17 protein-coding genes and 1 tRNA gene are annotated in these 24056 nt (G+C 60.0%); 8 read left to right on the top strand and 10 right to left on the bottom strand.

Translation table 11 applies throughout. From position 1 onward, the window contains the following. Positions 1-15 precede the first annotated feature (15 nt). Together BLT77_RS14640 and BLT77_RS14635 are read left to right on the top strand one after the other, a co-directional pair. Positions 16-103: transfer RNA gene (locus BLT77_RS14640), tRNA-Ser, on the top strand. A gap of 640 nt (positions 104-743) precedes the next feature. After that, on the top strand, positions 744-1532 hold the full coding sequence (locus BLT77_RS14635; RefSeq protein WP_090366729.1) for a DUF364 domain-containing protein: 789 nt from the start codon (positions 744-746) through the stop codon (positions 1530-1532). 12 nt (positions 1533-1544) lie between these two features. On the opposite strand, the gene BLT77_RS14630 is transcribed toward BLT77_RS14635, so the two are convergent. Further along, a complete protein-coding gene (locus tag BLT77_RS14630) occupies positions 1545-2198 on the bottom strand; it encodes a cupin domain-containing protein (protein WP_090366727.1) in 654 nt (217 codons plus the stop codon). A gap of 559 nt (positions 2199-2757) precedes the next feature. Beyond that, positions 2758-4479: a gamma-glutamyltransferase gene (gene ggt / locus BLT77_RS14625; RefSeq protein WP_090366867.1), complete on the bottom strand. Its 1722-nt coding sequence runs from the start codon at positions 4477-4479 to the stop codon at positions 2758-2760. A gap of 288 nt (positions 4480-4767) precedes the next feature. On the opposite strand from ggt, the gene BLT77_RS14620 reads away from it, so the two are divergent. Continuing rightward, positions 4768-5289 carry a GNAT family N-acetyltransferase gene (locus BLT77_RS14620; protein WP_090366725.1) on the top strand — a complete coding sequence of 174 codons (522 nt, stop codon included), beginning with the start codon at positions 4768-4770 and terminating at the stop codon, positions 5287-5289. Here BLT77_RS14620 and BLT77_RS14615 read toward each other — a convergent pair. From BLT77_RS14615 to BLT77_RS14605, 3 genes are read right to left on the bottom strand one after another with little or no spacing between them, the layout of a single operon-like run. Continuing rightward, the gene (locus BLT77_RS14615) at positions 5272-5676 is read right to left on the bottom strand and encodes a GtrA family protein (protein WP_090366723.1); all 405 of its coding nucleotides are present in this window, start codon (positions 5674-5676) and stop codon (positions 5272-5274) included. The genes BLT77_RS14620 and BLT77_RS14615 overlap by 18 nt on opposite strands. Continuing rightward, complete coding sequence (locus BLT77_RS14610; RefSeq protein ID WP_090366721.1) at positions 5654-7066, bottom strand: ArnT family glycosyltransferase; 1413 nt, start codon at positions 7064-7066, stop codon at positions 5654-5656. Before BLT77_RS14610 ends, BLT77_RS14615 begins: the two co-directional genes overlap by 23 nt. Continuing rightward, on the bottom strand, positions 7063-8067 hold the full coding sequence (locus BLT77_RS14605) for a glycosyltransferase family 2 protein (protein WP_090366719.1): 1005 nt from the start codon (positions 8065-8067) through the stop codon (positions 7063-7065). Before BLT77_RS14605 ends, BLT77_RS14610 begins: the two co-directional genes overlap by 4 nt. Before the next feature lie 159 nt (positions 8068-8226). On the opposite strand from BLT77_RS14605, the gene BLT77_RS14600 reads away from it, so the two are divergent. Together BLT77_RS14600 and BLT77_RS14595 are read left to right on the top strand one after the other, a co-directional pair. Further along, on the top strand, positions 8227-8919 hold the full coding sequence (locus tag BLT77_RS14600; RefSeq protein WP_090366717.1) for a response regulator transcription factor: 693 nt from the start codon (positions 8227-8229) through the stop codon (positions 8917-8919). Next, entirely contained in the window at positions 8916-10172 is a 1257-nt protein-coding gene (locus BLT77_RS14595) for a sensor histidine kinase (protein ID WP_143026644.1), read from the top strand. Before BLT77_RS14600 ends, BLT77_RS14595 begins: the two co-directional genes overlap by 4 nt. On the opposite strand, the gene BLT77_RS14590 is transcribed toward BLT77_RS14595, so the two are convergent. From BLT77_RS14590 to BLT77_RS14570, 5 genes are all read right to left on the bottom strand, one after another. Beyond that, complete coding sequence (locus BLT77_RS14590) at positions 10169-11185, bottom strand: response regulator (protein WP_090366713.1); 1017 nt, start codon at positions 11183-11185, stop codon at positions 10169-10171. The two genes, BLT77_RS14595 and BLT77_RS14590, sit on opposite strands and share 4 nt — an antisense overlap. Beyond that, positions 11186-15793, bottom strand: a complete 4608-nt coding sequence (locus tag BLT77_RS14585; RefSeq protein ID WP_176819325.1) for a response regulator — start codon at positions 15791-15793, stop codon at positions 11186-11188. 86 nt (positions 15794-15879) lie between these two features. Beyond that, complete coding sequence (locus BLT77_RS14580; protein WP_176819324.1) at positions 15880-16905, bottom strand: DUF2860 family protein; 1026 nt, start codon at positions 16903-16905, stop codon at positions 15880-15882. 110 nt (positions 16906-17015) lie between these two features. Beyond that, the gene (locus BLT77_RS14575) at positions 17016-20045 is read right to left on the bottom strand and encodes an efflux RND transporter permease subunit (RefSeq protein ID WP_090366707.1); all 3030 of its coding nucleotides are present in this window, start codon (positions 20043-20045) and stop codon (positions 17016-17018) included. Next, complete coding sequence (locus BLT77_RS14570; protein ID WP_090366705.1) at positions 20042-20842, bottom strand: efflux RND transporter periplasmic adaptor subunit; 801 nt, start codon at positions 20840-20842, stop codon at positions 20042-20044. The genes BLT77_RS14575 and BLT77_RS14570 overlap by 4 nt, the downstream gene beginning before the upstream one ends. 191 nt (positions 20843-21033) lie before the next feature. On the opposite strand from BLT77_RS14570, the gene BLT77_RS14565 reads away from it, so the two are divergent. The 3 genes from BLT77_RS14565 (at position 21034) to BLT77_RS14555 (ending at position 24048) form a co-directional block, all read left to right on the top strand. Further along, on the top strand, positions 21034-21348 hold the full coding sequence (locus tag BLT77_RS14565) for a hypothetical protein (RefSeq protein ID WP_090366703.1): 315 nt from the start codon (positions 21034-21036) through the stop codon (positions 21346-21348). A 194-nt stretch (positions 21349-21542) separates the two neighbouring features. After that, the gene (locus tag BLT77_RS14560; protein WP_090366701.1) at positions 21543-22760 is read left to right on the top strand and encodes a TolC family protein; all 1218 of its coding nucleotides are present in this window, start codon (positions 21543-21545) and stop codon (positions 22758-22760) included. A 25-nt stretch (positions 22761-22785) separates the two neighbouring features. Next, entirely contained in the window at positions 22786-24048 is a 1263-nt protein-coding gene (locus BLT77_RS14555) for an efflux RND transporter periplasmic adaptor subunit (protein WP_090366699.1), read from the top strand. Positions 24049-24056 lie beyond the last annotated feature (8 nt).

Below are 24056 nucleotides of genomic sequence, written 5' to 3'. Positions count from 1 at the left end.
ACTCAATTGAAAATTGGTTAGGTGTCCGAGTGGCTGAAGGAGCACGCCTGGAAAGTGTGTATACGGCAACGTATCGAGAGTTCGAATCTCTCCCTAACCGCCATATAAACGAAAAAGCCCCTGCACGAAGTGCAGGGGCTTTTTCGTTTATGCGTGTTGCGGAGATCTTGGTTCGAGCTCTTCAGTTCGCAACGAAGCGAAGCATGAGCGCAGTAACGCCGCAGGCGATCATCTCTCCCTAGTTCGGCTGCACGATGGCCATTCATCTCTCAGTCCCCGGCGTCAAGGGCAAGGTCAAAGACACTGGGTACCCGCGTGCGCGGGCACGACGGAGGGTTGTAGCTTACTCAGTGCAAAGTCGGTATTGATGGCGACCACCGCGCTTACCGCACCCACAACACCCCAATCGTGTCGCCCTTGCGAACGCGAGGGCCCAGTGACTTGGATTCTGCTTGAGAACAGCAAAGACACTGGCTACCCGCCTGCGCGGGCACGACGGAAGGAAAGGCCTGTCGCCCTTGCGAACGCGAGGGCCCAGTGGCTTGGGTTCTGGTTGAGAACAACAAAGACACTGGCTACCCGCCTGCGCGGGCACGACGGCGGGAAGGCCTGTCGCCCTTGCGAACGCGAGGGCCCAGTGACTTTGGCTCCTGTTGGGAGTTTTCAAAAAAGCGATCCTCCGCTCTCGGTTCTCGCTCCCCAAACCCTGTATTATCGAGGTTTATTCCTTCAGGTGAGTTGTTATGGAAGCCATCTATCACGGCGTGCTACATGCCTTGGGGCAGCAGCAGCCTCCGGCCGTCAAGGCCATTCACATTGCCCGCAACAATCTCGATGCCAATCCCAGCGCAAAATTTGGTGCCGTCGAACTGACCGACGGCACCATCGGGCTGACCTACACCAAACTGGGTGACGCACTGGATCAACTTCAGGATGCCTCTCGCTACCAACACTATTGCCAACAACCGATCACCGAATTGGCCAAGTTATACCTGTCGAATGAACCGTGGCAACAAGTACTGGGTAGCGGCGCTCTGAATGCACTGAGCCAGTGGCTGTTACAGCAACAAGAGTTTCAGTATCCAGACGCCGTCGACACACTGGAACTGCTAAAGATTGAGGCCGGCGATCGAGTCGGCATGGTGGGGTATTTCCCCCCCCTGGTAAAAACACTGACCGAGCAAGGCACGCCGGTTACCGTGATTGAGCTCAAGCCGGAACTGGCACGAGAGGACGGCCCCCTGAAGGTCACCATGGACCCCTCTGAGCTGCAACACTGCCAAAAAATCCTGATCACCGGCACCACAGTGATCAACCACACCCTCTCCTCCTTGCTGCCCCATTGTCGGCAGGCAGCCCAAGTGGCACTCATTGGTCCCAGCGTCGGGTTGTTGCCCCAGGTACTGTTCGATCTGGGCCTGACCGCCATCGGCGGCCGGGTAATCCTGGACGGGCCACGTTTTCTTGAGCGCTGGCAACAGGGGGAGAAGTGGAAAGGGGCGGCGCAGCGCTACAGTCTGGCGCAGCGCTGAGCAGCAACCGGTTCACTCTGCAGGTAGATGGCCGGTCTTTACCCAGATAAGCGTCGGCTGGGTCACAAAAGGCTGGTGCTCACTCAGATGAGGGCTGCGAATCCAGCAGCCTTCTGGGTAGCGGCCGTGTTCATCGCAAAACTCGCCAGACAACACCAGCACCTCCTCGCCGCCGACGTGTCGATGTCGTGAAAAGTGCTCATTCGCGGGCCACTTCACCAGCGCCGTTTGTTCGGTGCCAAACTGATGCAAAGGCATCACCATCAGCCCGCCGATACCCGGTTGCCACGGCGTCAAACCGGTATTCAGTCGCACCGTCCGATTATCGTCCGGACTGAACTGATTCAATTTAACCAGCAGGGTACAGCCGGCCTCGCTGAACGGCGCATGCTGACTTCCGGGAGGATTTCTCAGATAGGTGCCCGCCGGGTAATCACCATCTTCATCGGAGAACACCCCGTCGAGCACCAGTATCTCCTCCCCCATCGGGTGGCGATGGCTGGCAAAACAAGAGCCTGGCTGGTAGCGAACAATGCTGGTGGTATGGCCCGATTCCCGGGCCTCCCGCTCCAGCGGTTTACGACTCACGCCTCGGGCCGGGCTGTCCTGCCAGGGCATGGCGGCGGTATCGATTACCTGCCGCAAGCTCATATCCATATTCAGCATTGTTCACCTCCTGCTCCTAACCCGGCTCAGTGACGGCCGGCCATGACTCCGCCGCCCAGGCACCAGGTGGCTCCGGTGGCCGACGTAGCCCGCTCCGACAACAAGAATACCACGGTCTCGGCCATACCCTCCGGCGTGACTAAGACGGCGAACGCCAGTTTGATCAGGTTTCAGAGCACGGCTCAACCGTCAGTTGCCGTCGATAACCAGTTGCAGTCCCGAGGCATGAAATATCAGTGTCGGGGGCGCGTCGCCGAGGTTTCCCAACTGAGTCGCGGTCAGAAATGCAAAAAGCCCCCTATCGGGAGCTTCTTGTGCGTGAAATATCTATGCACAACCGAAACCGGCTGTGTAGTGTGCATCCTTGCGGGTGGGAAGTGTGCGCCTATCGCCGTTCCGCCTCCAGAAAAAACCGGATTCTTACTCCAGAATCGTGCATAAACTCACATTCAACTTTAAAGTGAGAAAAACCTCCTAGAACAGCGATGTTTTTGTCACACTTTAAAAAAAACTGCGTTAGGGGAATCGGTTTCTGAGATTCCCCTTCCCAGCTTAGGACTTAGTAGCCCAGAGTCGCCGCTCCTCGACGACGGGGATCCGACGCCCCCAGCAATCCCTGCTCAGTCACCATGATCGACTGGGTACTGCCCATGGACGGTTTCACCGTCACCTTGTGCCCCATCGCCTCCAGCAGGCGTTTGGTGTCCGGGTTCAGGCTTTTCTCGGCGCGAATCTCATCCGGCCACCACTGATGGTGAATCCGTGACGCCGCCGTGGCTTCGGCCACGTTCATCCCATGATCGATGACGTTCATGATCACCTGCAGCGTGGTGGTGATGATTCGCGAGCCACCGGGGCTGCCGGTCACCAGAAACGGCTGCTGCTGCTTCATCACTATGGTCGGACTCATGGAGCTCAACGGTCGCTTGCCCGGTTGAACCTCATTGGCCTCGCCACCAATAAGACCAAAGCCATTGGGGGTGCCGGGTTTGGCGGAAAAGTCGTCCATCTCATTGTTGAGCAAAATACCGGTGCCTTCCGCCACCAGGCCGGAACCATAACTGAAGTTCAGGGTGTAGGTGTTTGACACCGCATTGCCCCACTTATCCACCACCGAGTAGTGGGTGGTCTGATCGCTCTCATACGGGATCGGGTTGCCCGGCTTGATGTCGCTGCTTGGGGTCGCCTTATTGGGATTGATGGCAGCCGCCAGTGCCTTGGCGTAGCTGCGGCTGGTGAGGCCCGTCACCGGCACCTGGGTGAAATCCGGATCCCCGAGATACTCACTGCGGTCGGCGTAGGCGCGGCGCATGCTTTCCGCCATCCAGTGCAGGGTCTGGGCGCTGTTGGCCCCCATGCTGCTAATAGGCTGGCCTTCCAGCATGTTCAGCATCTGAATGATGTGGACGCCCCCGGAAGATGGCGGTGGCATGGAGATCACCTCATAGCCCCGGTATTGCCCCCGCACCGGCTGGCGCTCCACCGCCGTGTAGGCCGCCAGATCCGCTTCGGTCATCACGCCACCGGCCTGGCGCACCGATCGGGCGATCTGGCGGGCGGTTTCGCCTTTATAGAATCCGTCACTGCCATGTTCGGCAATGCGTTTCAGGGAGCGGGCCAGATCCGCCTGAACCAGCCGCTCACCGGCCTGGTAGTCACTGCCATCGGGGTGATAAAACACCGGGCGGGTGCTGGGCCACTGCCACAGACGCCGCTTCAGCCCCTGCAGGGAACTGCTCAGATCCGGCGTCACCGTAATCCCCTTTTCTGCCAACTCAATGGCGGGAGCGATCACCTGCTTTAACGACAAAGTGCCGTAGTTTTTCAGCGCCAGTTCCATCCCTTTGACTGTGCCAGGCACCCCCACCGCCAACCCGTGCTCACGGGACAGCTTGGCCTCCGCCTCGCCCTGCTCATTCAAAAACATGTCGCGATGGGCCTTGGCCGGGGCCATCTCCCGATAGTCGATGGCCACATCACGGTTGCCCTCGGCCAGGTGCAGCAGCATAAAACCACCGCCCCCGAGGTTACCGGCGCGCGGCAGCGTCACCGCCAGGGCAAAGCCCACGGCCACCGCCGCATCAACGGCGTTGCCGCCCTGACGCAGAATCTCCACACCCACGGCGCTGGCCAGCGCCTCCTGACTGGCCACCATGCCATTGGCCGCCCATACCGGATGGGCAACGTCCATGTGGCTGTAGATGGAGGGTTGTTCTGCCTGAACCGGTTGTGCTCCCAGCATCAGCGGCAGCGCCACCAATGCCGACAACAGGGGTTTCATCACAATTTTCACTCAATAATCCTTGTCTGCAATACCCGCATCGCGCCGTACTCCCAAACCCTGCGCAACGGCGTAGACCGGGATCCATAAAGACCGTCTATCATATCGTTTTTTCTAGGGATTTCAGCAAAGGGTTAGGAATAATCGCCACTAACTTATGCCGCCATACCTTTTCAATTCAGGCGGCGACAAAGAGTAGAAAGTGGGATCGGGCTCGAGTATTTGAGTCTTGCTCATTACCTCGGTGCTGGTTAGTCTGAATGTTCATCACTATCAGGGGTATACCGGATGATATTGGACACCGAACGACTGAGAATCCGCAAGTTAACCGTCGACGATGCACCCTTCTATCTCACTCTGCTTAACCAGCAGAGCTTCATTGATGGAATCCATGACAAGGGGGTGCGTACCCTGGAAGAGGCACAGGATCACCTGCGCCAAGGCCCCATAGCCAGCTATCAGGATCATGGCTTTGGCATGTACCACCTGAGCCTGAAGAGCAACGGCACCCCGGTGGGCATTGCCGGCCTGATTCAGCGCGACGGCCTCGACTACCCGGACATTGGCTACGCCATCACGGACACCTATTTTGGCCTGGGACTGGCAACCGAGGCCTGTGAAGCGATCATGATCTACGGTCAGCAGGCGCTGGGACTGGGCACCATTTTAGGTGTTGTCTCTGAAGACAACCTGGCCTCGCGGCGAATTCTGGACAAGCTGGGATTGGAGTCCCAGGGCAGCATCGAGCTGACCCCGGGGGAAGAGTTGTTGTTGTATCAGCCGAAAATGCCTTCAAAGCGACCGCGCTGATTCGGCAAACACCCAGTGGCTGCTGAGCAGATAGTTCGACACGGTGCCGGCACCGATGCCGGTCACCAGCGCCGCCCAGGGCGCCAGCGGCCACGGACTCAGCAGCATCAAGGTCAATGAGAACAGGCCGAAATTAGGCAGCGCCGACATCAGCGCTGCCGTCACGGATTTAAGCCACTGGGTTCTGGCGTTCTGCTGACGCCGCTGGCGAAAGGTAAAACAGCGGTTGCCGGCCCAGGTGGTGGAGGCCGCCGCCACAAACGCCAGCCCCCGGGCCGGATAAGGGCCCCACTCCAGCCACAATGTCAGCGCACTGAACAGCGACAGGTCCACCACAAAACCGGTACCGCCCACCAGGGCAAACTTAATCCAGGCTGGCCAGCGCATCCGGGCCACACTCCAGTAACTGACGTTTCAGCTTCACCGCCATCACCCGACAACTCTGGCTCTCCAGTGCCAGTTGCTGCCAGGATTGCTTGGCCGACATCACCAGTGAATAGCGCCCGCGCTGCTGATTCAGCGTCACCAGATCCGCCTTTTGGGCGCGGCCATCGGAATAGAACTGCCCCGAGAAGGTGCGCTTACCGTAGTACAGCAGCGGCAGCGCCGGATTGGCCTCTTTAGCCAGCAGAGCCTTGTCACTGCGCTCGTCACCCACCTTCAGGTTTAGTACCCCGGTGGCCACCAGCAGCAATACCGGCATGGTCACGCCGACCTTGGCCAGCCAGCCCCGATCCGAGTCCGTGGCCAAGGATGAACACAGCAGCGCCAGCGCCGGAATGCCGGGCAATACATAGGCGGGCAGAATGTTGCCGGCCATGGTGAACAGCACCATGGGCGAAACCATCCAGCACAACAGGAAACTGCGCCAACCCGCCGGGCCCGGTTGCCGGGTCGGCTGGCCCCGGCCACGCAGATACAACAGAGGCAATATCACCGACCAGGGCAGTGCCGCCGCCAGCCAGAACAGCCAGATGGTGCCACGGGGTTGGTCATGGGCACTGCCGTACAGATCGCCGGTCCAACCGCTCTCGACAAAGCGCAGGAAGTGCTCTCCCACCAGGAAGTAATTCAAAAACCCGGGCGTGGCCTGCTCCGCCGCCAGATACCACGGCGCGGCAATCAACAGCATGGCGCCGGTGCCCAGCAGCAGCGGAAACCGTTGCCACAACACCCGGAACGCCCCGAGACCGTGTTGAATCAGCAGCCATGGCGCCACCGCCAATCCCATCAATACGATCACCAGTGGCCCTTTAGCCAGCAAGCCGATCGCCAGTCCGGCGAAGCCGAGATAGCCGGCCCGGTAGTGACCCTGCCAACCGAGATAGAACCCCAGCATCGCGATTGTCATGCCAAGGGTCAGCGCCATGTCGGTCATGACCGCCCCGGAGGCAACACTGAAGATGGCACAGGTCGCCAGTACCATGGCCGCCAGCAACGGGTTCTGTCCCTGCCGCCGCGCCATCCAGGCCACCAGGCCTGCCACCGCCACCCCCGCCAGCCAGTGAGGCAGGCGCAGGGAAAACTCGGTCATTCCCAGCATGGCCGCCGAGCCAGCGCTCATCCAGGTATGCAACGGCGGCTTGCCCCAGAAAGGCACCCCAAGATCAAACTGGGGCGTAAGCCAGTTGCCGGTCTCCACCATCAGCCTTGCCATGTAGCCATAGCGGGCTTCGGTGGTGTCCATCAGCGGATAGAGTCCCAGCGACAACAGACGTACTGCCAGAGCCAACAGCAAAACGAACAAGACCGGGTTACGGGAAATCCAGTTTTTCATCGGCGCGCCTCAAGGGATACCACTGCGTCCAGACCTTCCTGATGGGAGACCTCACGAATCAGGTACTGAGGCCGCTGTTTCACCTCCATCACCACCCGTCCCAGATACTCACCGATCAGCCCCAGCGCCAACAGTTGGATGCCGCCAATCAACAGCTGCACCACCATCAGCGACGGGTAGCCGGACACCGCTTCGCCAAAGGCCAGGGTCTTGACCACCACCCAGGCGCCATACAAAAACGCACTCAGCGCCGTCAGCAGCCCACACCAGGTCGCCAGTCGCAGCGGCCGAATGCTGAACGAGGCGATGCCGTCCATCGCCAGGGCAAAGAGTTTGCCGTAGTTCCACTTGGTTTCACCCACGGCGCGGGGATCGCGATCAAACTCCAGGGTCACCTGCATGAATCCCGGCCAGGCAAACAGCCCCTTCATGTAACGATTGCGCTCCGGCAGCTGATTGATGTGATCCACCACCTGGCGACTCATCAAACGAAAATCGCCGACATTTTCCGGTACCGGCACCTCGGACGCCCAATTCATCACCTTATAGAAACTGGCGGCGGTAAGCCGTTTAAACCAACTTTCCCCCAGCCGGGCGCGACGCTTCATGTTGACCACGTCGGCGCCTTTACGCCAGGCCTCCATCATCTGCGGGATCAGTTCCGGCGGATCCTGAAGGTCCGCGTCCAGCAAGATCACCGCCTGACCGCGGCACTGCTGCAGCCCGGCGCTCATGGCGGCTTCCTTGCCGAAGTTTCGGCTCAGGGTTACCCCCACATGATCGCTGCTGGACTCCGGCAACTGCTGGACCAACTGCCAGCTGTTGTCTTTGCTGCCATCATCCACATAGATGATCTCGCAGCGCTCGGGGATGGCATCCAGTACCTCGGTCACCCGCTCGTGGGTGTACGCCAACCCCTGGCTTTCATTAAAGACGGGAATGATCACCGACAGCACGACGGGCCGGTCTCGATGACGTTGTTGAGGCTGGGCTTTCAGCATATTGCACCCCTGATATTCAGATAATGAGCGTGCCAATGCCACGCAGGCATTGCAGAATGACCGCCATTATCCGAAGCTGCCGTGAAATAATTGTCATCGACATTTCATCCACATCAACGGCATCATACTGAGTCACACTGATATAAATCCGGGCGCTCGATGAAAGATTTAAGCAACACCAAGATTCTGCTGGTGGAAGACAACCGCGAAATTGCCGGCATCCTGTTTGATTTCTTCGAAGCCAAAGAGGTGGAACTGGATTACGCCGACAATGGCGAACTGGGGCTGAAGCTGGCGCTTGAGACCCATTTCGATGCCATCATTCTGGATCTGATGCTGCCAAGAATGGACGGCTTTGAGGTTTGCCAGCAGCTGCGTGACCAGGGCAAGACCACCCCGGTACTGATGCTGACGGCGCTGGACAACCGCCAGGACACCCTGACCGGCTTTAAACAGGGCGCCGATGACTACCTGACCAAACCCTTCGATCTGGACATTCTCGAAGCACGACTGCTGGCCCTGGTTAAACGTTTTCGTGGCACCCTGGCCACCAGCAAGCTGACGGTGGGCGATCTGGAAGTGGACCAGAAAACCCGCAAAGCCCATCGCCAAGGGCAGATGTTGGCCCTGAATCCCACCACCTTTAAGATTCTGCATGTACTGGCTCAGGCCGCGCCGGAGGTGGTCAGCCGAGACCAGCTCACCGAAGCGATTTGGGGCGATCAGCCTCCCAGCAACGATGTGCTGCGCAGCCACATCTATCAGCTGCGCAACCAACTGGACAAACCGTTTGCCCAGGCCATGCTGGTGACGGTTCCCAAGATCGGATTTCGACTGGACGACAGCCTGTGAGACGGCACCGGCTCTCCAACGTCCGTACCATGACGGCGCGGCTAATGGCGGCATTTTTCATCATGGCCATCGGCATCAGCCTTACCATGATGACCCTGTTCAATACCGCCCTGCACTGGGGCGAGGACGCCGTCAATGAGCGGTCGCTGAAGATCTCCAAAGACGTGGCCATCGCCCGCTACCTGACCGGGGCCAGCGGCCCGCTGGAGATTGACCGTATCACCTACGCCTACGACAGCGCCGACGACGTCCCGGCCTTCATTCCCGACCGGCTCAGGTTTGCCGATCATGCGCTGGAGGAGCTGATCGATGACGATCTGGGTTCCATCTACGTACTGACCACCGAGTTTGTTAAACACGGCCGCTCCCAACCGCTGATCCTGATCGCCAAAACCGAACAGGTGGAGATCACCGATCGGGAGACGGTTCTGCTGAACCTGCTGATCATTGCTGCCAGCATCGGCATCATTTTAGTGGCAGGGGTGATCGTCTACCTGTTGTCGGTACGCCTGATTCAACCTGTCAAGGAACTCGGAGATCAGCTGGCCCAACTGAACAACGACACCCGCACGCCTCTGAGTGTACCGGAGTCCGCCGCCGAGGAGTTTGTGCAGCTGACCGACGCCTTCAACGCCTATCGGCATCAATTGGATCTGTTGATTCGCCGCGAACAGGCGTTCGCTCGCTACGCCAGCCATGAGTTGCGCACACCATTGACCATCGTCCGCGGCGCCGCCAACCTGCTGGCCCACTCGGACAAGCCAGAGTTCATCGGCCGTCAGCAGCAGCGAATTCTCACTGCCACTGACGAGATGCAAACCATGGTGGACGCACTGCTGTCGATGGTGCGCTACGAGAAGAACGAGCATCACCTCGAGTCCCGCCACCTGGATGAAGCCGAAATTCGGGCCATCATCGAGCATGAACAAGCGGCCGCCGACAACAAGCAGGTCGGACTGCAACTGAACCAGACCCAGGCGCCGTTGATTAAAGCGGAACCGGCGGTGGTCCGAATGATCATCGGCAACCTGCTGCGTAACGCCATCGCCGCCACCGAAACTGGCGAAGTCACGGTGTGCGTCACCCTTGATGCTCTGGAGGTGCGGGATCAGGGGCCGGGATTAAACCAGGCCCACTGCGGCGGCCACGGCCTGGGCCTGTTGATCGTCGAAGACCTGTGTCAGCGCTACCACTGGCAGTTCAGCCTGACCGACCTGGACAGCGGCGGCTGTTGCGCCCGAATCGAGTTTTAGCCGGCAAACTGTTCTCGAATCTGCAGAATCTCCGGCAAACAGCGCTGAAACAGCTGCACCAGTTGTGGATCGAAATGGGTGCCGGCATTGTCGACAATGAACTCAACCGACTCCTGCACCGGCCAGGACGGTTTATAGGGGCGTTCGGACGTCAGGGCATCAAACACATCGGCAATGGCAACGATACGCGCCGACAGGGGAATGTCGGTGCCCTTCAGGCCGGCCGGGTAACCGCTGCCGTCCCACTTTTCATGGTGGGTCAGCGCAATCTCCCTGGCCATCACCAGCAACTCTGAGGTGTGCTGGCGCAGAATATCGGCGCCGTACTCGGAATGGCGCTTCATCTCCTGCCACTCCTTCCCCTCCAGCCGGCCGGGCTTGCGCAATATGGCGTCGACGATGCCAATCTTGCCGATGTCGTGCATGGGGGAGGCGTTGAACAACAGATCAACCCAGTGCTCATCGACGTCCAGTTGCTGGGCGATCAGTCGAGAATAATGGCTCATGCGGATGACGTGCATACCGGTTTCGTTGTCTTTGTATTCCGCCGCCCGGCCCAGGGTCTGGATCACCGACAACCGGCTCTGATTCAACTCCTCGGTTTTCTCGATTACCTGCCGGGTCAACTCGCGTTTCTGATCCGACAACGCCAGGTGGGTGTGCACCCGGGCCCGCACCAGTGACGGGTTGATGGGTTTGGTGATGTAATCTACCGCCCCCAACTCCAACCCGCGGGTTTCGTCCTCGACGGCAATTTTAGCGGTCACGAAGATCACCGGAATGTGGGCGGTTGTGGGGTCCAGTTTCAGCCGCTCACAGACCTGATAACCGTCCATCTTCGGCATCATTACATCCAGCAGAATCATGTCCGGCCTGGGTGTGCGGGCCACAATCTCCAGCGCCTTGTGGCCGCTGGTCGCGGCTTTGACCTTGTATTCATTGCGCAGCACAGAGCTGAGTAGATTGATGTTGTCAGGATTATCGTCGACCACCAGGATGACAGGGTTATCCACCTACTCCTCCTCCAGCGGCCACCCTTGCGACACTGCCAGTTTTCTCAGCAACGCCAGGGCCCGCTCGAAATCAAACTGTTCCACCGCCTCGCTTATCTTAGCCAAGCGCCGTTTCAAGCCCGGTTCCTTAATCTGAGCCAGCAGTTGATCGACCCGATCCACGGCTTCTGTGTCGTCGTCCTTGAGAAGGGAGTACAGCGCCTGCAGTTGTTGCAGCCGCTGCTCAGTATCAACCTCTTTTAGTGTAGTCTCGACCGGCACGTCCGCTTGCAGAAACCGCTCTATCTGCTGACAGAGGGGCTCCAACACCTCCTGCAGCTGCTGCGCCAACGGCAGCAAGGTTTCCGGGGGCTGTGAGGACAAACAGGCCTGCTCCAGCTGATCCGCCAATTGCTGCACGGCGGTGGCGCCCAGGTTGCCCGCCACCCCTTTGAGGGTATGGGCAAACCGGGTGGCCTCATCCTGATCCTGGCGCAGCAACCGCTCGAACGGCTGCGAAAACTGGCCATGGTCACGGACAAAGTGGCTCAGCAGTTTCTGCAGCAGCCCCTGGTTGCCCAGAGTAATGGTCTGCAGGTGATCGGTATCGATGGCCGGCTGCAACGACGTCAGTGCCATGGCCGGAGTCAACGCCGGTTGGGGCACCGATTGAGGATCCCGCCCAATCCAGCGGGCCAGGGTTGCAAACATCTCCTCCACGTCGATGGGCTTGCCGATGTGATCATTCATGCCCGCCTCTCTGGCACGCTCCAGATCCCGGGCCATCACATTGGCGGTCATGGCAATGACTGGCATGGTGTCAAATTCCGGCCGCTGCCGAATCACCTCGGTGGCCCGATAACCGTCCATCACCGGCATCTGCACGTCCATCAGCACCGCATCGAAGGCATCATCGCGCCCCAGCCAGTCAACAGCCTGCTGGCCGTCGCCGGCCACCTCAACCTTGAGGCCGTTTTGCTCAAGCAACTCCCGGGCCAGCTCCTGGTTAAATTCGTTGTCCTCCACCAGCAGTACTCTGGCTCCTTGCAGCCGAGGCAGCGATTCCTGCATCTGGCTGCGCTTATCCAGCTTGCGATTGTGGCGCACCACCGCCTCGCCTCGCGCTTCACCAATGGCATCAAGCAAGTTGGACGGAGTGATGGGCTTGCTGAGCACCGCATCCAGCAACTGGCCGTTGTCCATCCCCTCCTGCATCGCTTCCTCGCGCCCATAGGCGGTCACCATGATCACCTTGGGCTCCGACTCCAGCCCGCACTGGCGCATACGGCGAATGCAACCAAACCCGTCGATGCCGGGCATCTTCCAGTCCACCAACAGCAGGTCGAACTGGCGGGCCAGCATCAACTTCAGTGCTTCGTCCGCTCCGGGGGCATCCTCCACCTCCAGGTCAAAATTCTCCAGCATGTTCACCAGGATGTTGCGTGCCACCGGGTTGTCATCCACCACCAATGCGCTCAGTTGTCGCAGTTGGTTACGGTCGTAACGGGCACGGGGCTCGGCATTTTTCTGCACCTCCAACCGGACGGTAAAATTGAACACACTGCCCTGCTGTGGCTGGCTCTCCACCCAGATCTCCCCGTCCATCATCTCGGTCAGGGTTTTACTGATGGTCAGCCCCAGTCCGGTTCCGCCGTACTTGCGTGTGGTGGAGCTGTCCGCCTGGCTAAAAGCCTGGAACAAACGCTGTCGCTGGGCTGAAGTCATGCCGATGCCGCTATCGCGCACCGAAAACAGCAGCTGGGCCTGGCCCTGATACAGCTCCTGCAGCCGAATGGTCACCACGATCTCGCCGTGGTCGGTAAACTTGATGGCGTTGTTGCCAAGGTTGGTCAGAATCTGCCCCAGGCGCAGGGGGTCGCCAATCAGCGCCTGGGGCACATCCGGATCCACATTAAACAGCAGCTCCAGCCCCTTCTCCTCCGCCTTGAGCGCTATCAGGTTACTGAGGTTACTGAGTACATCGTCGAGGTAGAAGGGGGTGGACTCCAATGTCATCTTGCCCGCTTCAATCTTTGAAAAATCCAGAATGTCGTTGATGATCCCCAGCAATGCTTCCGCCGAGCGGTGCACCTTATCGATAAACGAGCGTTGCTTGCGATTCAGCTCGGTTTCCAGCGCCAGATAGGACATGCCGATGATGGCATTCATGGGGGTACGAATCTCATGGCTCATGTTGGCCAGAAACTCACTCTTAGCCAGCGAGGCGTTCTCCGCCTCCTCTTTGGCCTGAGCCAGATCCCTGGCCATCGCTTTGCGGGCGGTGATGTCGCTGAACACCACCACGGCACCGATGATTTGCTCCTGCTTCAGCACCGGATGGGCGGCAAACTCCGCCGAAAAGGACTGCCCATTTCGCCGAACCAGCAGCTGGTCGTCGATCTGCTCCTTCACTCCCCGCTCCAGGGTCCGGCTCAACGGACTCGAGGCCACCGGTCCGGCGGCACCGGTGGCCGGAAACAGAATCGGTTCAATGGGCTGCTGCAACAACTCCCCTTCCTGGTAACCCAGCATCGCCAGCGCCGCCGGGTTCACAAAACTGACCCGGCCGTTGTTCTCAATACCCAGAATTCCCTGCCCGACCGAGCCGAGTAACAATCGAACCTTCTCCTCCGACAGCGACAACTCCAGGGTGCGCTGTTTCACCCGCCGATCCAGCGACGCTTTGGAGCGGGCCAGTCGGGCGTTGGCGTGTTTCCCCAGATTAAGGGTAAACAGAATCGCCGCGACGGCGAACAGCAAGGTCACCCCGAGCACCAGTGCCAGGGTGGTTTTCAGGGTGTTGTAAGACACCAGGGCTTCGGCCTCATCCATCTCGGTGGCCAGCCCCAGCCCCAGTTTATCGCTCCACTTCCAGGCTCCCACCACCTTGACGCCGCGGTAATCCCGGTAACCCTGTATGGAGCCGCCGCTCTGACCCAGAGCGATGCTGGCAGCCATTCGGGTCAATGGTCGCTTACCTGACTTGGACGGCTGACCACGGGTCAGCTCCCGGCCAGGATCGCGAATCTCGATGGCCCGCATGCTGGGTTGGCCCGGCGCCAGCATCCCGGTCTCCACCAGGGTCTGCTCAAAGCGACTGTTGGACAGCAGCAGTCCACTCTTACTGACGGCATAGGTTTCACCGGTTTCGCCGACGCGACCGGTTTGAATAATACCGTTAAATCCCTTTACCGGATCGAGACGCTCCGCCAGCACCGCGATCACCTTGCCCTGGCTGTTGAAGATCGGCATCGCCACAAACATGGTAAAACCGGTATCAGCGATGTCCGACGGCAGCGGCGGAATAAACAGGCTTTGCCCCGCCAGCAACTGAATAAACAGGCGGGTCTTGGCACTGGCGATGATATTGCGCACACCGATGTTCTCATCCCTGACCGCCGCCAGGCTGGTGCCGTCGGGAGCGATCACGAAAAAGCCCAGATCACCAAGAATGCTGTTCAACGACACCAACTCCACCCGCACTGCCGCCAGCTCCTCAGACTGAATCAGTATCTGAGGATGGCGCGGCAAGGCCAGCAGCCGCTCCACCAGCTCGACGAATTCCTGCTTGCTGCTCATCAGCGCCAGCGCCTGCTGGCGGCTACTTACTTGATTTTCTAAACTTTCCTGCACAGAGGTGGCAATGGCATCCAGGGAGATGAAGGTGCGTTCCAGCAATACCCGTTTGTTGTAATCGAGCATCAGCAGGCTCATCGCGATAACGAAGGTGACAAACACCCCCAGCCCAATCAGCACCATGTGACTGAAGCGGGGCGAACCAAACTGCAACTCGGCCCGCTCCGAGCGGGCGTACCGGGCTAATAGCTTGGTCACCACAAACAGCAGGGCGATGATGGCCACCAACCCCCCTACCAGCCATTGCAGGTTCAGGTAAGCCGACTCGGGCGGCTTTTCCTCCGATATCCCGGTGACCAACCACTGGTTCTGAATCGAGCGTTTCTCTTCGGCGCTGATGGTGTTCAGCCCCTTCTGGATGATGGACGCCAGCTCCGGGGCTCCGACACGGGAAATGATGTGCAGGGGAATATCGTTAAAGGCATCTTGCTGCAGCCCTTTCAGGCCACCGACCATGGAATCATTGAGGGCTTGCTCTACCACTATCTGGGCTTCAAATGTGGCATCGACCTCGCCATTAAGCACCATGTTGATGGCTTCAAGCAGATCGTCTGCCGGCACCAGTTCAATGTCGGGAAAGCGATTGGCCACCCGCACCCAGCTGGTGTAGCCTCGTACCAACGCCAGCCGTTTGCCTTTTAAATCATCGAAAGACTGAATCTGCTCGTTGCCGGATTTAACGTACAGAAACTCTTTGATCTCATAGAATGGGTCGCTAAAAATGCCGAACGTTTCCCGCTCCGGTAGATGAAAGATCGCCGGAATAATATCAAGCTCATCGTTTTTCAGTCCGTCCAGCAACGCCAGCCAGGGCCGGGACTCATAACGGAAATTCAACCCGGTGCGAGTAGCGATTAGCTCCATGTAACCGGCCGCCAGACCGCCAATCTGGCCATCCTGCTGACTAAAGGACAGCGGTGCCCACTCTTCTACCCCGACCACTACCGTCGGATTCTGGGCCATCCAGGCCCGCTCCTGCACCGACAGCGTCACCGAGACTCCCGGCGGGGGCTGGGCCCAGGCCACAGAGCAAAGAAGTATCAAACCGCACAACAGCGCACGCACCATAGCCAGCGCCCCTAACGAAAGCGATACAGCAGTGATAGGTTAGCGCCCAGCAGATCGGTGTCGTAGAAGTCCACTTTAGCGCTGCTGTCAAAGTACATCAGCCCCAGGCGCAGATCCCAGTGGTTGAGATCAAACAGCCGGTGCACAAACAGGTTACCGCTGATGCCATACTCTTCGGCATCGGCCTCGCGGTCGAAGATCGGATTGGCCTCATCGTAATCACGCTCGCCAAAATAACCGCTCAGGGAGCCGCTGATGCGCTCGCCTCTGTACACATAGGTCAGTTGTACCCCCTTGGTCTGGCCACCGTTGGCGGCGCCGTCGCTGTCACGCTCGATGAACAACAGTGCTGGCGTCAGGTGCTGGTTCTGGGACAGCTCCCAGTGAGCGAACAGATCCAGCCGGTGCCGATTCCCATCCCGTTGCAGCTGCAGGGCCTGCTCCGGAGTCAGGCGTCCCATCAGGATCAGCTCGGCGCCGCTCTGCTCCTGATCGACATCGATGCGGCGGTAGCTGTAGTGCACGCCAATGGTGGAGTCGGCGATGTTATCCCAACCAAGACGAACCCCCTGAGAGTCACGGTCGGTTTTGGTGCGCGGATTCTCGACCTGAAATGGGTCTTGCCATACCTCATTGGGAGCGGCAGAAAACAGGTAGGCCAACGAGCCGATGCCCCAGTCTCCAAACTGGCGTCGCACCCCCAACTGGTCGCTGAAATCCAGCCGCACCATATCCTGAACCAGATTGCCGAAAAACAGCTGGGTCTGGTGCTCGGCAAAGGTGTAGCGCAGATCCACCAGAATGTCCGGTGCCACCTGGCTGTCGCTGGCCGGGGGCGAGTCCAGCCCCCGGCTCTGCTGATTGTCGAAATCAACGAAACGATTGCCGGTAATGAAGTTAGAACTCAAATCGTAATAGGTCGCCCCGGCTCCGAGATAGCCACTCCAGCCACTCTGTTTCGGCAGGTTCAGGGGGTCGGCAGCCATCGCCACCCCACCGCCCATCAACATCAATACCGCAGGCACGGCTCGTAACATGGTGAATGCTCCGTTTTTCAATAAGGATGCAGCCATTTGAGTATAGCCATCGACGCCGCGCTCGCCGGTCGATGCCACCATGAATTATGCTGAGAGGCCAGCGTGTTATTTCAAATAACCGGCGCCCCGGCCCCCTCCTGGCTCCGCACCGGCTGTTGCCGGGCGCGGCGGCGTAACAATAACAGGTAGCCGGCGGGGACTAACATCAGCACCATGGGAGCGGTCAGCAAAATCCCCCAGCCAATCACCAATGAAATCGGTGACATCAGGTTGTCATAACCTCCCAGTCCATAGGCCAGTGGCAACAGCCCGGCCACCGTGGTCAGGGTGGTGACCAGCATTGGCCGAACCCGGCTGCAGGCCCCCTCCAGCAACTGCCGCCGCAGCCGACTGTCGTCACCCATGAACTGCTGACCATGGTAGTGATACAGCAGCACCAGGGCATTGTTAACCACCACCCCGGTCATGCCGATGATGCCGACGGTGGCAAAGAAACTCAGGGGCTTGCCATGAACCCAGAGCACCACCAGTGCGGCGGCCACCCCCACCGGCACCACCAGCAGCCCCACCAAGGCGTCTCCCAGGCGGTCAAACAACACCATCATCAACACCGCGATGGCCATCACCGCCATGGCCATGGCGATCGCCAGGCCCACCAAGGCTTCCCGGGTGTCCCTGGCCTGGCCGCTGCTGACAATGGCCACGGCGGGATCGACGCCGTCCATGGCCGACATCAAGGCATCTTCCACGGCTATGGGATCGGTCAGGGCGGTATCGATGTTGGCCGACACCCGAATGCTGCGCTCGCCGTTAAAGTGGTTGATCACCTCATCGCGCTGACCCGACTGCCACTGCACCAGCTTATCCAGAGACACCAGTTGGCTGCCGCTGCCACGCACGTACAGGTTATTGAGCTCCTCAGGACTGCGGTCGTTCTCTTCCAGCACCAGCCGGTAGAACACCTCCTCATTGCCCTTAAAGACCCGAGAGACCCGCTCCCCTTCGATGGCGATTCGCACCGTCCTGGCCAACTGCTCCAGCGTCACCCCGTAGCGGCTGAGCCAGGGATAATCGACGCTGAGTTTCAACTGCGCCACCGCATCGGCCTGAGACTGGTGCGGAGCCAGCACCCCGGGATACTGCGCCAGCCACTGAGTGACCCGATCGGCCACCTGTTGCCGGGTCGCATCGTTGCCACCGACAATCTGCAGATCCACCGGACGGCCACTGGGGGCGCCGCCACTGTCAACATCGAACTCCAGGCTGAGGATGCCGGCAAACTGCGCTCCCTGTTGCTGCCACTGGCGGGCGATGGCATCGGCACCGATGCTGCGCTCCGACGCCGGAGTCAGGCTCACTGTCCAGCTGGCCTCGGTCTCGGACACTTCGCCGTACCAGCTGACCACCTGCCCGGTCTTTGCCAGCATGCGATCCACCGCCGCCGCCCGCTGCCAGCTCTGCTCCAGAGTCTGGTTGCCCTCCAACTGGGCGCTGATCTCCACCAGGTAGGCACCGTCGGTAGGGAAAAACAGCGTCGGCAGCTGAATGTACAGAACCCAGGCCAGGCCCGACGCCGGCAGCAGCGTCAGCGCCAGCAGCCGCTTCGGGTAGCGCAGCGCCCAGCGCACCACAGGCGCGAAGCGGGCGCCCCAGGGGTCCTCGGCAACCGGCGCCTGAGTCATCACCGACTTCATGTGGGCAGGAATGATCACCAGTGCATCGATAAAGGAGAACAGCAGTGCAATGGAGATGGTGAGCGGCAAGACATACAGCATCTTGCCGGCATTGCCGGGCAGAAACAGCAGCGGCAGGAACGCCAGCATGGTGGTTAAGATTGACACGGTAATAGCCGGAAAAACATCCTTAACACCGCCACTGACGGCGGTCATCACATCGTCTCCGCCCTGACGGCGGGCGGTGATCCGCTCGCTGACCACCACCGCATCATCGACGATGATGCCGATGATCAGGATCAGGGCCGCCATGGTGTAGCTGTCGAGGATCTGACCGCCCATCGACAACACCGTCATGGTTCCCAGCAAACAGAACGGGATGGAAAACGCGACCCAGGGAGCCACCTTGCGGTGCAGGCACAGCGACAATGCCACCAGCACCAACGCCAGGCCACCAAGCCCGTTGTACTTGACGATATCAAACCGGGACTGAATCTCGCGGGCAATGTCGAAACCGATGGGCAGTTGGTAGTCAGGCCCCAATCGTACCTGCTCCCGCTGCAGTAACGCCTGCACCGCCTTAGAGGTGGCGATGACGTCGGCCGCTTCGGTGGCCCGAAGATCGAAACCGATGGCCGTCTGGCCATTAATGGTCGCCAAACTCTGACGGCGCTCAAACCCCTGACGAATGGCACCGCTGACGTCTTTCAGGGTCACTTCCGGGTTGGATCTAAGCACCATTGAGGAGAGATCGCTCAGCGCCAACATCTGCGCCGAGGTAATCAGCTCCAGGTTGCCATCGTCGGTCTGAATCGTGCCTCCGGTCATCAGCACATTGCGCTGGCCGATGGCGTCGGCGATGTCGGTCAGGGTCAACTGGTAACGCTTTAGTTGTTCCGGTTGCAGCTCCAGCCAGTACTCCGGCGTGCGCAGGTCAATCAGGTGAACCTCGCTGATCCCGGGAACCCGTCTCAATTTCAACTCCAGCTGGCGCGCCTGCTCCCGCAGCTGACCATAGGGCAGATCGGCACTGATCCCCACCACCATAAAATCCAGATTCGACGACTTCGCCACCCGCACCAACGGCAGTTCGGTAACGCCGGCTGGCAGATCCGACACCCGGTTGACCGCGTCCCGAATGTCCTGGTAGACCTCGGCCGGGTTGCTGGCCTCAGGATCCAGGGAGATGGAGATACTGGACTGGCCCGACGCCGAACGGGAGGTGAATTTTCGAATGCCCGCCACCGACAGCAACTCTTTCTCCAGCTTGCCGGTGACGTTGGCCTCCACATCCTCCGCCGAAGCACCGGGATAGAACGTGGACACCGACACGTGGCCGAGGTCGATACGGGGTTTTTCCGCCATGGGCAGGTCCCGCAGCGCCACCAACCCCAGAACCACCACCACCACGCTCAGTAGATTGGCCGCCAGTCGGCGGCCGGTAAACCAATTCAGCAGCACGCTCATTGTCCGCCTCCCGGCAACAGGCTCACTTCAGCCCGAAAACCGGGCTTAATGCGGTGATCCGGGTTCTCCAGCTCCAGCTCCACCGGATAACCACGACCATCGCTCAGCAGCGACGGCGAGACCCGCAGGACTTGGGCGCGAATCTGGCGCTGCAGCGACGGCAACGTAACCTGCACCTGGTCCCCCCGGGCCAGGCGCACGTAATCCTGCTCCAGCATCACCACCCGAACGATCACCCGCCTCACATCCACCAGTTCATACAGGGGGTCGCCAGCATTGACCCATTGGCCGTTATCCACCAGCCGAGCCGCAACCACGCCTGCAAATGGCGCCTGCACCCGGTTCTTCTGTTGCTGGCGCAGCGACTGGGCCAACAACTGGCTGTCCACCTGCACCTGGGCGGCACTGATCTGGGTGATGCGGTCCTGATCGTCCAGCTCGCTTTGAGCCAGGGTCTGCTTATCAATCAGCGCCTGCAGCCGTTTCAGCTGCTTTAACTGGCTCTGGTGCTCGGCGCGACTGAGGCTAAGCTGAGCCCGGCTCAGGGCCACCGCCAGGGTGGCATCGCGGTCGTCCAAAGTCAGCAGCAGCTGCCCCTGCTCGACCTCGTCGCCCAGTGAAGCCCGGTAGGCCGACACCACCCCATCCACTTCGGCGCTGACCACCACCCGCTGCAGGGGGCGCACCTCCCCCACCAGGTAGTCCGCCGCCGACGCCGGGCCGGCCGCCAGCAGAGACAACAGCGAAAAAACAAAAATGAAAAAGCGCGGTGCCGCTAAAATCGGGGTTGAAGTCATGTCGCCATAGCCTGTGAAAGAGAATCACCACCAGCATGCTTCTGAGGGCGTAAAACAAATGTCAACAACAGCTGCTCACCTCGGTTTTGAGGGAAGAATCACGCCTGGTAAAAAAAAGTAACGCTTGTGGGAACCAAATAAACTGCTAGGATTCCAACCCTTCAATTCGACCCTTTCAGATTCGGTTTTTGATGAAACGACTGGTTTTACTGATTGTTCTGACGCTGCTTAGCCAGACCGCCAATGCGGTACTGGAAGGCCGTCACGTGCACCTCGGTGACACCATCGAATTTCACTTCGACACCGCCAGTCACGAGCACAACAGTGACGACCACCAACATGCGGACGGCGAAACCTGCCTGCATCACCATTGTCACGCCGGTCACCTGGGCATTACTGTCGGCGCCCTGGCTCTGTCCCCGGCGGTCCAATCTGAACAGTTTTGCTACCTCAGCCGCTATCCCGACCCGACCCTATCGAACCTGCTTCGACCACCCATAGCCTGATCCTGCTCTGCCACTGCGTCATCAAAGCCAATCGCCCCAGGACCGGCCCGTTTTTCGACGGTGTCGCACTCCGCTCGGCGGCTAGCCTCCGTAGGCGTGGCCTCAGCTTCATCCGTTGAGCCACCCTGCCCTTAGTCACGCAGTGGTATCCCTAGAAGTTCTGACATTCAGATCCATTTTGCAGGATACAAATTATGCACCCAACTATTCGCGCGGCCCTGGTGGCCGTAAGCGTCAGCGTTGCCTTTCAGGGACACGCCTCCGAGTTGTCCCTGTTTGCCACCCAGGCCCTGAGCCAACTGGAGGCTCTACCGCAGATTCGAGCCGAAGCCGAACAGGTGACTTTGACCAATCTGTCGGTCAACACCGCCGATCAGGCACTGTACAACCCCGAACTCTCGCTGGACGTGGAAAACCTCGGCAGCGACAGCAGCGATGAAGACTACACCCTGGCCCTGGCCCAGGCCGTGGACTGGGCCGACAAACGGGGCTACCGCACCCGCCTGGCCCAACTCAATGCCCTGCAGGCCCAGGCCGACTATCAACAGCTGCGCAATGACGCTCTGGCTACCCTACTCAGTGCCTGGGTCAACCTGCGCCAGGCCAGGCAGCTGGACCAGTACGCCGCCCTGCAGCAGCAGCGGACTCAATCGATGCTGTCACTGGCGGACAAGATGGTCAGCGTCGGCGAGCTTGCGCCTCTGGACACACAGCTGCTGACACTGGAACTGGCCCGGGTCACTGGCAGCCGCGCCGACGCCCGCCAAACCCTGATCAGCGCCGAATCACAGTTAACCCTGTTTGGTGGCGACCCGGCGCTGGCACTGCCGGCGTTTCAGGCGCCCCTGCCCGGCACCGACGTCAATCAGCAACTGCCGGCATTGAAGGGCCAGTACCAGGCCGTTCTGGCTGCCAAAGCCGGCTTCCGCCTGGCCAGGCAGGAAGTCAAAGCCGATCCCACCTTCTCGGTGGGCGCCGTCACCAATGGCGATGACAACAGCGTGCAACTGGGCGTCTCAGTGCCGCTGAACATCCGCAACCGTTATCAGGGCGAAATCAATGAAGCCAATCAGGGGGTGATCGTGGCCGAGCAGCAGTACCTTGCCAGCTCACGCGCCCTGAAGATCGACCTCGAATCCCTGAGCCGGCGCTACGGCGCCGTCGCCGACAGCCTCAATCGCTGGCAGCAACTGACTCAGGACTCCCTGGACAGCAGCCATGAACTGCTGCAGCGACTGTGGCGTGGCGGAGAGCTGCCGACGTCCCAGTACCTGCAATCCCAACAACAGCTCAGCGACACCTGGGCCACCGGCGCCACCCTTGAAGCACAGCAAACCAACCTGTGGATCGAGATGATGGCCAGCCGCGGCGAACTGGAAAGCTGGCTGACCCAACAGGCTGTGGGCCGATAACACCGAATTCGAGGAACACCAAATTATGAAAAAACTGACACTGTCTCCCGTCGTAATGGCCCTGTCTCTGGCTCTGCCGTTGACGATCGGCAGCCACAGCGCCCTGGCCGGCAACGATCACGGCACCAGCACCGACCCGCAAATCCAGCTGGCCCAGGACAACTTCCATGCCGAACATGAGCACGATGACGCCCCATCGCACCCCGAGGATAACGACGCCGATCACAACGCCGAAACCGATCACGGCGAGGAGGACGACGGCCACGACCATGGGCAGGACGACGCCGAAGAGGGCCTGCACCTGACGCCTGCCCAGAGTGCCATCGCTGGCATCGAGGTGGCCACGGTCTTGGAATCCCAGCTGAACTTTCAACACCCGGTGCCGGCGCAGCTGCTGGCCAACCCCAATGTCACCAGCCAGCTGTCGTTGCCGGTGGACGCCCGGGTCATCGCCCGCCACGTCAACCCGGGCCAGGACGTGGCCAAAGGTGCGCCTCTGCTCACCCTGGCCTCCAGCGCTATCGCCAACGCCCAGGGCCGTTACCTGCTGGCCCAGGCCGAATGGCAGCGAGTTCGCTCCCTGGGCGAAAAAGCAATCTCCGGCAGCCGTTTTCAGCAAGCGCGCATCGACATTGAAACCAGCCTGCAGGATCTGCTGGCCCTGGGCATGACCCAGGCACAAATCGATGGCCTTGACCACAAAGCGACCCGGCTGGGTCAGTTTGACCTGCTGGCGCCCCACGCCGGTACCGTCCAGCAGGACAACTCGGTGATGCAGCAGAACTTGCCCGCCCTGACCACCCTGATGGTATTGGCCAACGAAAAAACCCTGTGGGCCAATGCCCAGGTCGCGCCCAGCCAGTCCGGCAATGTTCGCATCGGCCAGGCGATGACACTGGCCGTCAATGGTGAGCTGTTCCAGGCCAGGGTCATCGGCCGCGATCATGAGCTGAATCCGCAGACCCGTACCGAGTCAGTTCGACTGGAGGTATCCAACCCGGATCACCGCCTGCACGCCGGCCAATTCGCCACCGCCTACCTGGGCCAGAGTGAACGCCGGGGCATTGTGCTGCCGGATTCGGCGCTCAGCCGCAGCCCGGATGGCGACTGGATGGTGTACCTGTATGACGGCAAGGAGTACCGGGCCCAGGAGGTTCAGGTGCTTAACGCCATCGAACAGCAAAACCTGATTACCGGCATTCCTCTGGGCAGCCAGGTGGTGGTCAAGGGGGCCTTTTTCCTGACCTCGGAACAGGCCAAATCCGGCCTCAGCATTCACAACCACTAAGGCGGATC

Source organism: Ferrimonas sediminum, assembly GCF_900100175.1.
Lineage (GTDB): Bacteria > Pseudomonadota > Gammaproteobacteria > Enterobacterales > Shewanellaceae > Ferrimonas > Ferrimonas sediminum.
This window is presented reverse-complemented; position numbering and strand designations above follow the sequence as displayed.

Coding starts and splice junctions, on each gene's coding strand:
- BLT77_RS14605 (WP_090366719.1), bottom strand. CDS start 8,067: ATGCTGAAAGCCCAGCCTCAACAACGTCATCGAGACCGGCCCGTCGTG.
- BLT77_RS14610 (WP_090366721.1), bottom strand. CDS start 7,066: ATGAAAAACTGGATTTCCCGTAACCCGGTCTTGTTCGTTTTGCTGTTG.
- BLT77_RS14630 (WP_090366727.1), bottom strand. CDS start 2,198: ATGCTGAATATGGATATGAGCTTGCGGCAGGTAATCGATACCGCCGCC.
- BLT77_RS14570 (WP_090366705.1), bottom strand. CDS start 20,842: ATGACTTCAACCCCGATTTTAGCGGCACCGCGCTTTTTCATTTTTGTT.
- BLT77_RS14575 (WP_090366707.1), bottom strand. CDS start 20,045: ATGAGCGTGCTGCTGAATTGGTTTACCGGCCGCCGACTGGCGGCCAAT.
- BLT77_RS14600 (WP_090366717.1), top strand. CDS start 8,227: ATGAAAGATTTAAGCAACACCAAGATTCTGCTGGTGGAAGACAACCGC.
- BLT77_RS14560 (WP_090366701.1), top strand. CDS start 21,543: ATGCACCCAACTATTCGCGCGGCCCTGGTGGCCGTAAGCGTCAGCGTT.
- BLT77_RS14555 (WP_090366699.1), top strand. CDS start 22,786: ATGAAAAAACTGACACTGTCTCCCGTCGTAATGGCCCTGTCTCTGGCT.
- BLT77_RS14635 (WP_090366729.1), top strand. CDS start 744: ATGGAAGCCATCTATCACGGCGTGCTACATGCCTTGGGGCAGCAGCAG.
- BLT77_RS14620 (WP_090366725.1), top strand. CDS start 4,768: ATGATATTGGACACCGAACGACTGAGAATCCGCAAGTTAACCGTCGAC.
- BLT77_RS14565 (WP_090366703.1), top strand. CDS start 21,034: ATGAAACGACTGGTTTTACTGATTGTTCTGACGCTGCTTAGCCAGACC.
- ggt (WP_090366867.1), bottom strand. CDS start 4,479: ATGAAACCCCTGTTGTCGGCATTGGTGGCGCTGCCGCTGATGCTGGGA.
- BLT77_RS14615 (WP_090366723.1), bottom strand. CDS start 5,676: ATGCGCTGGCCAGCCTGGATTAAGTTTGCCCTGGTGGGCGGTACCGGT.
- BLT77_RS14580 (WP_176819324.1), bottom strand. CDS start 16,905: ATGTTACGAGCCGTGCCTGCGGTATTGATGTTGATGGGCGGTGGGGTG.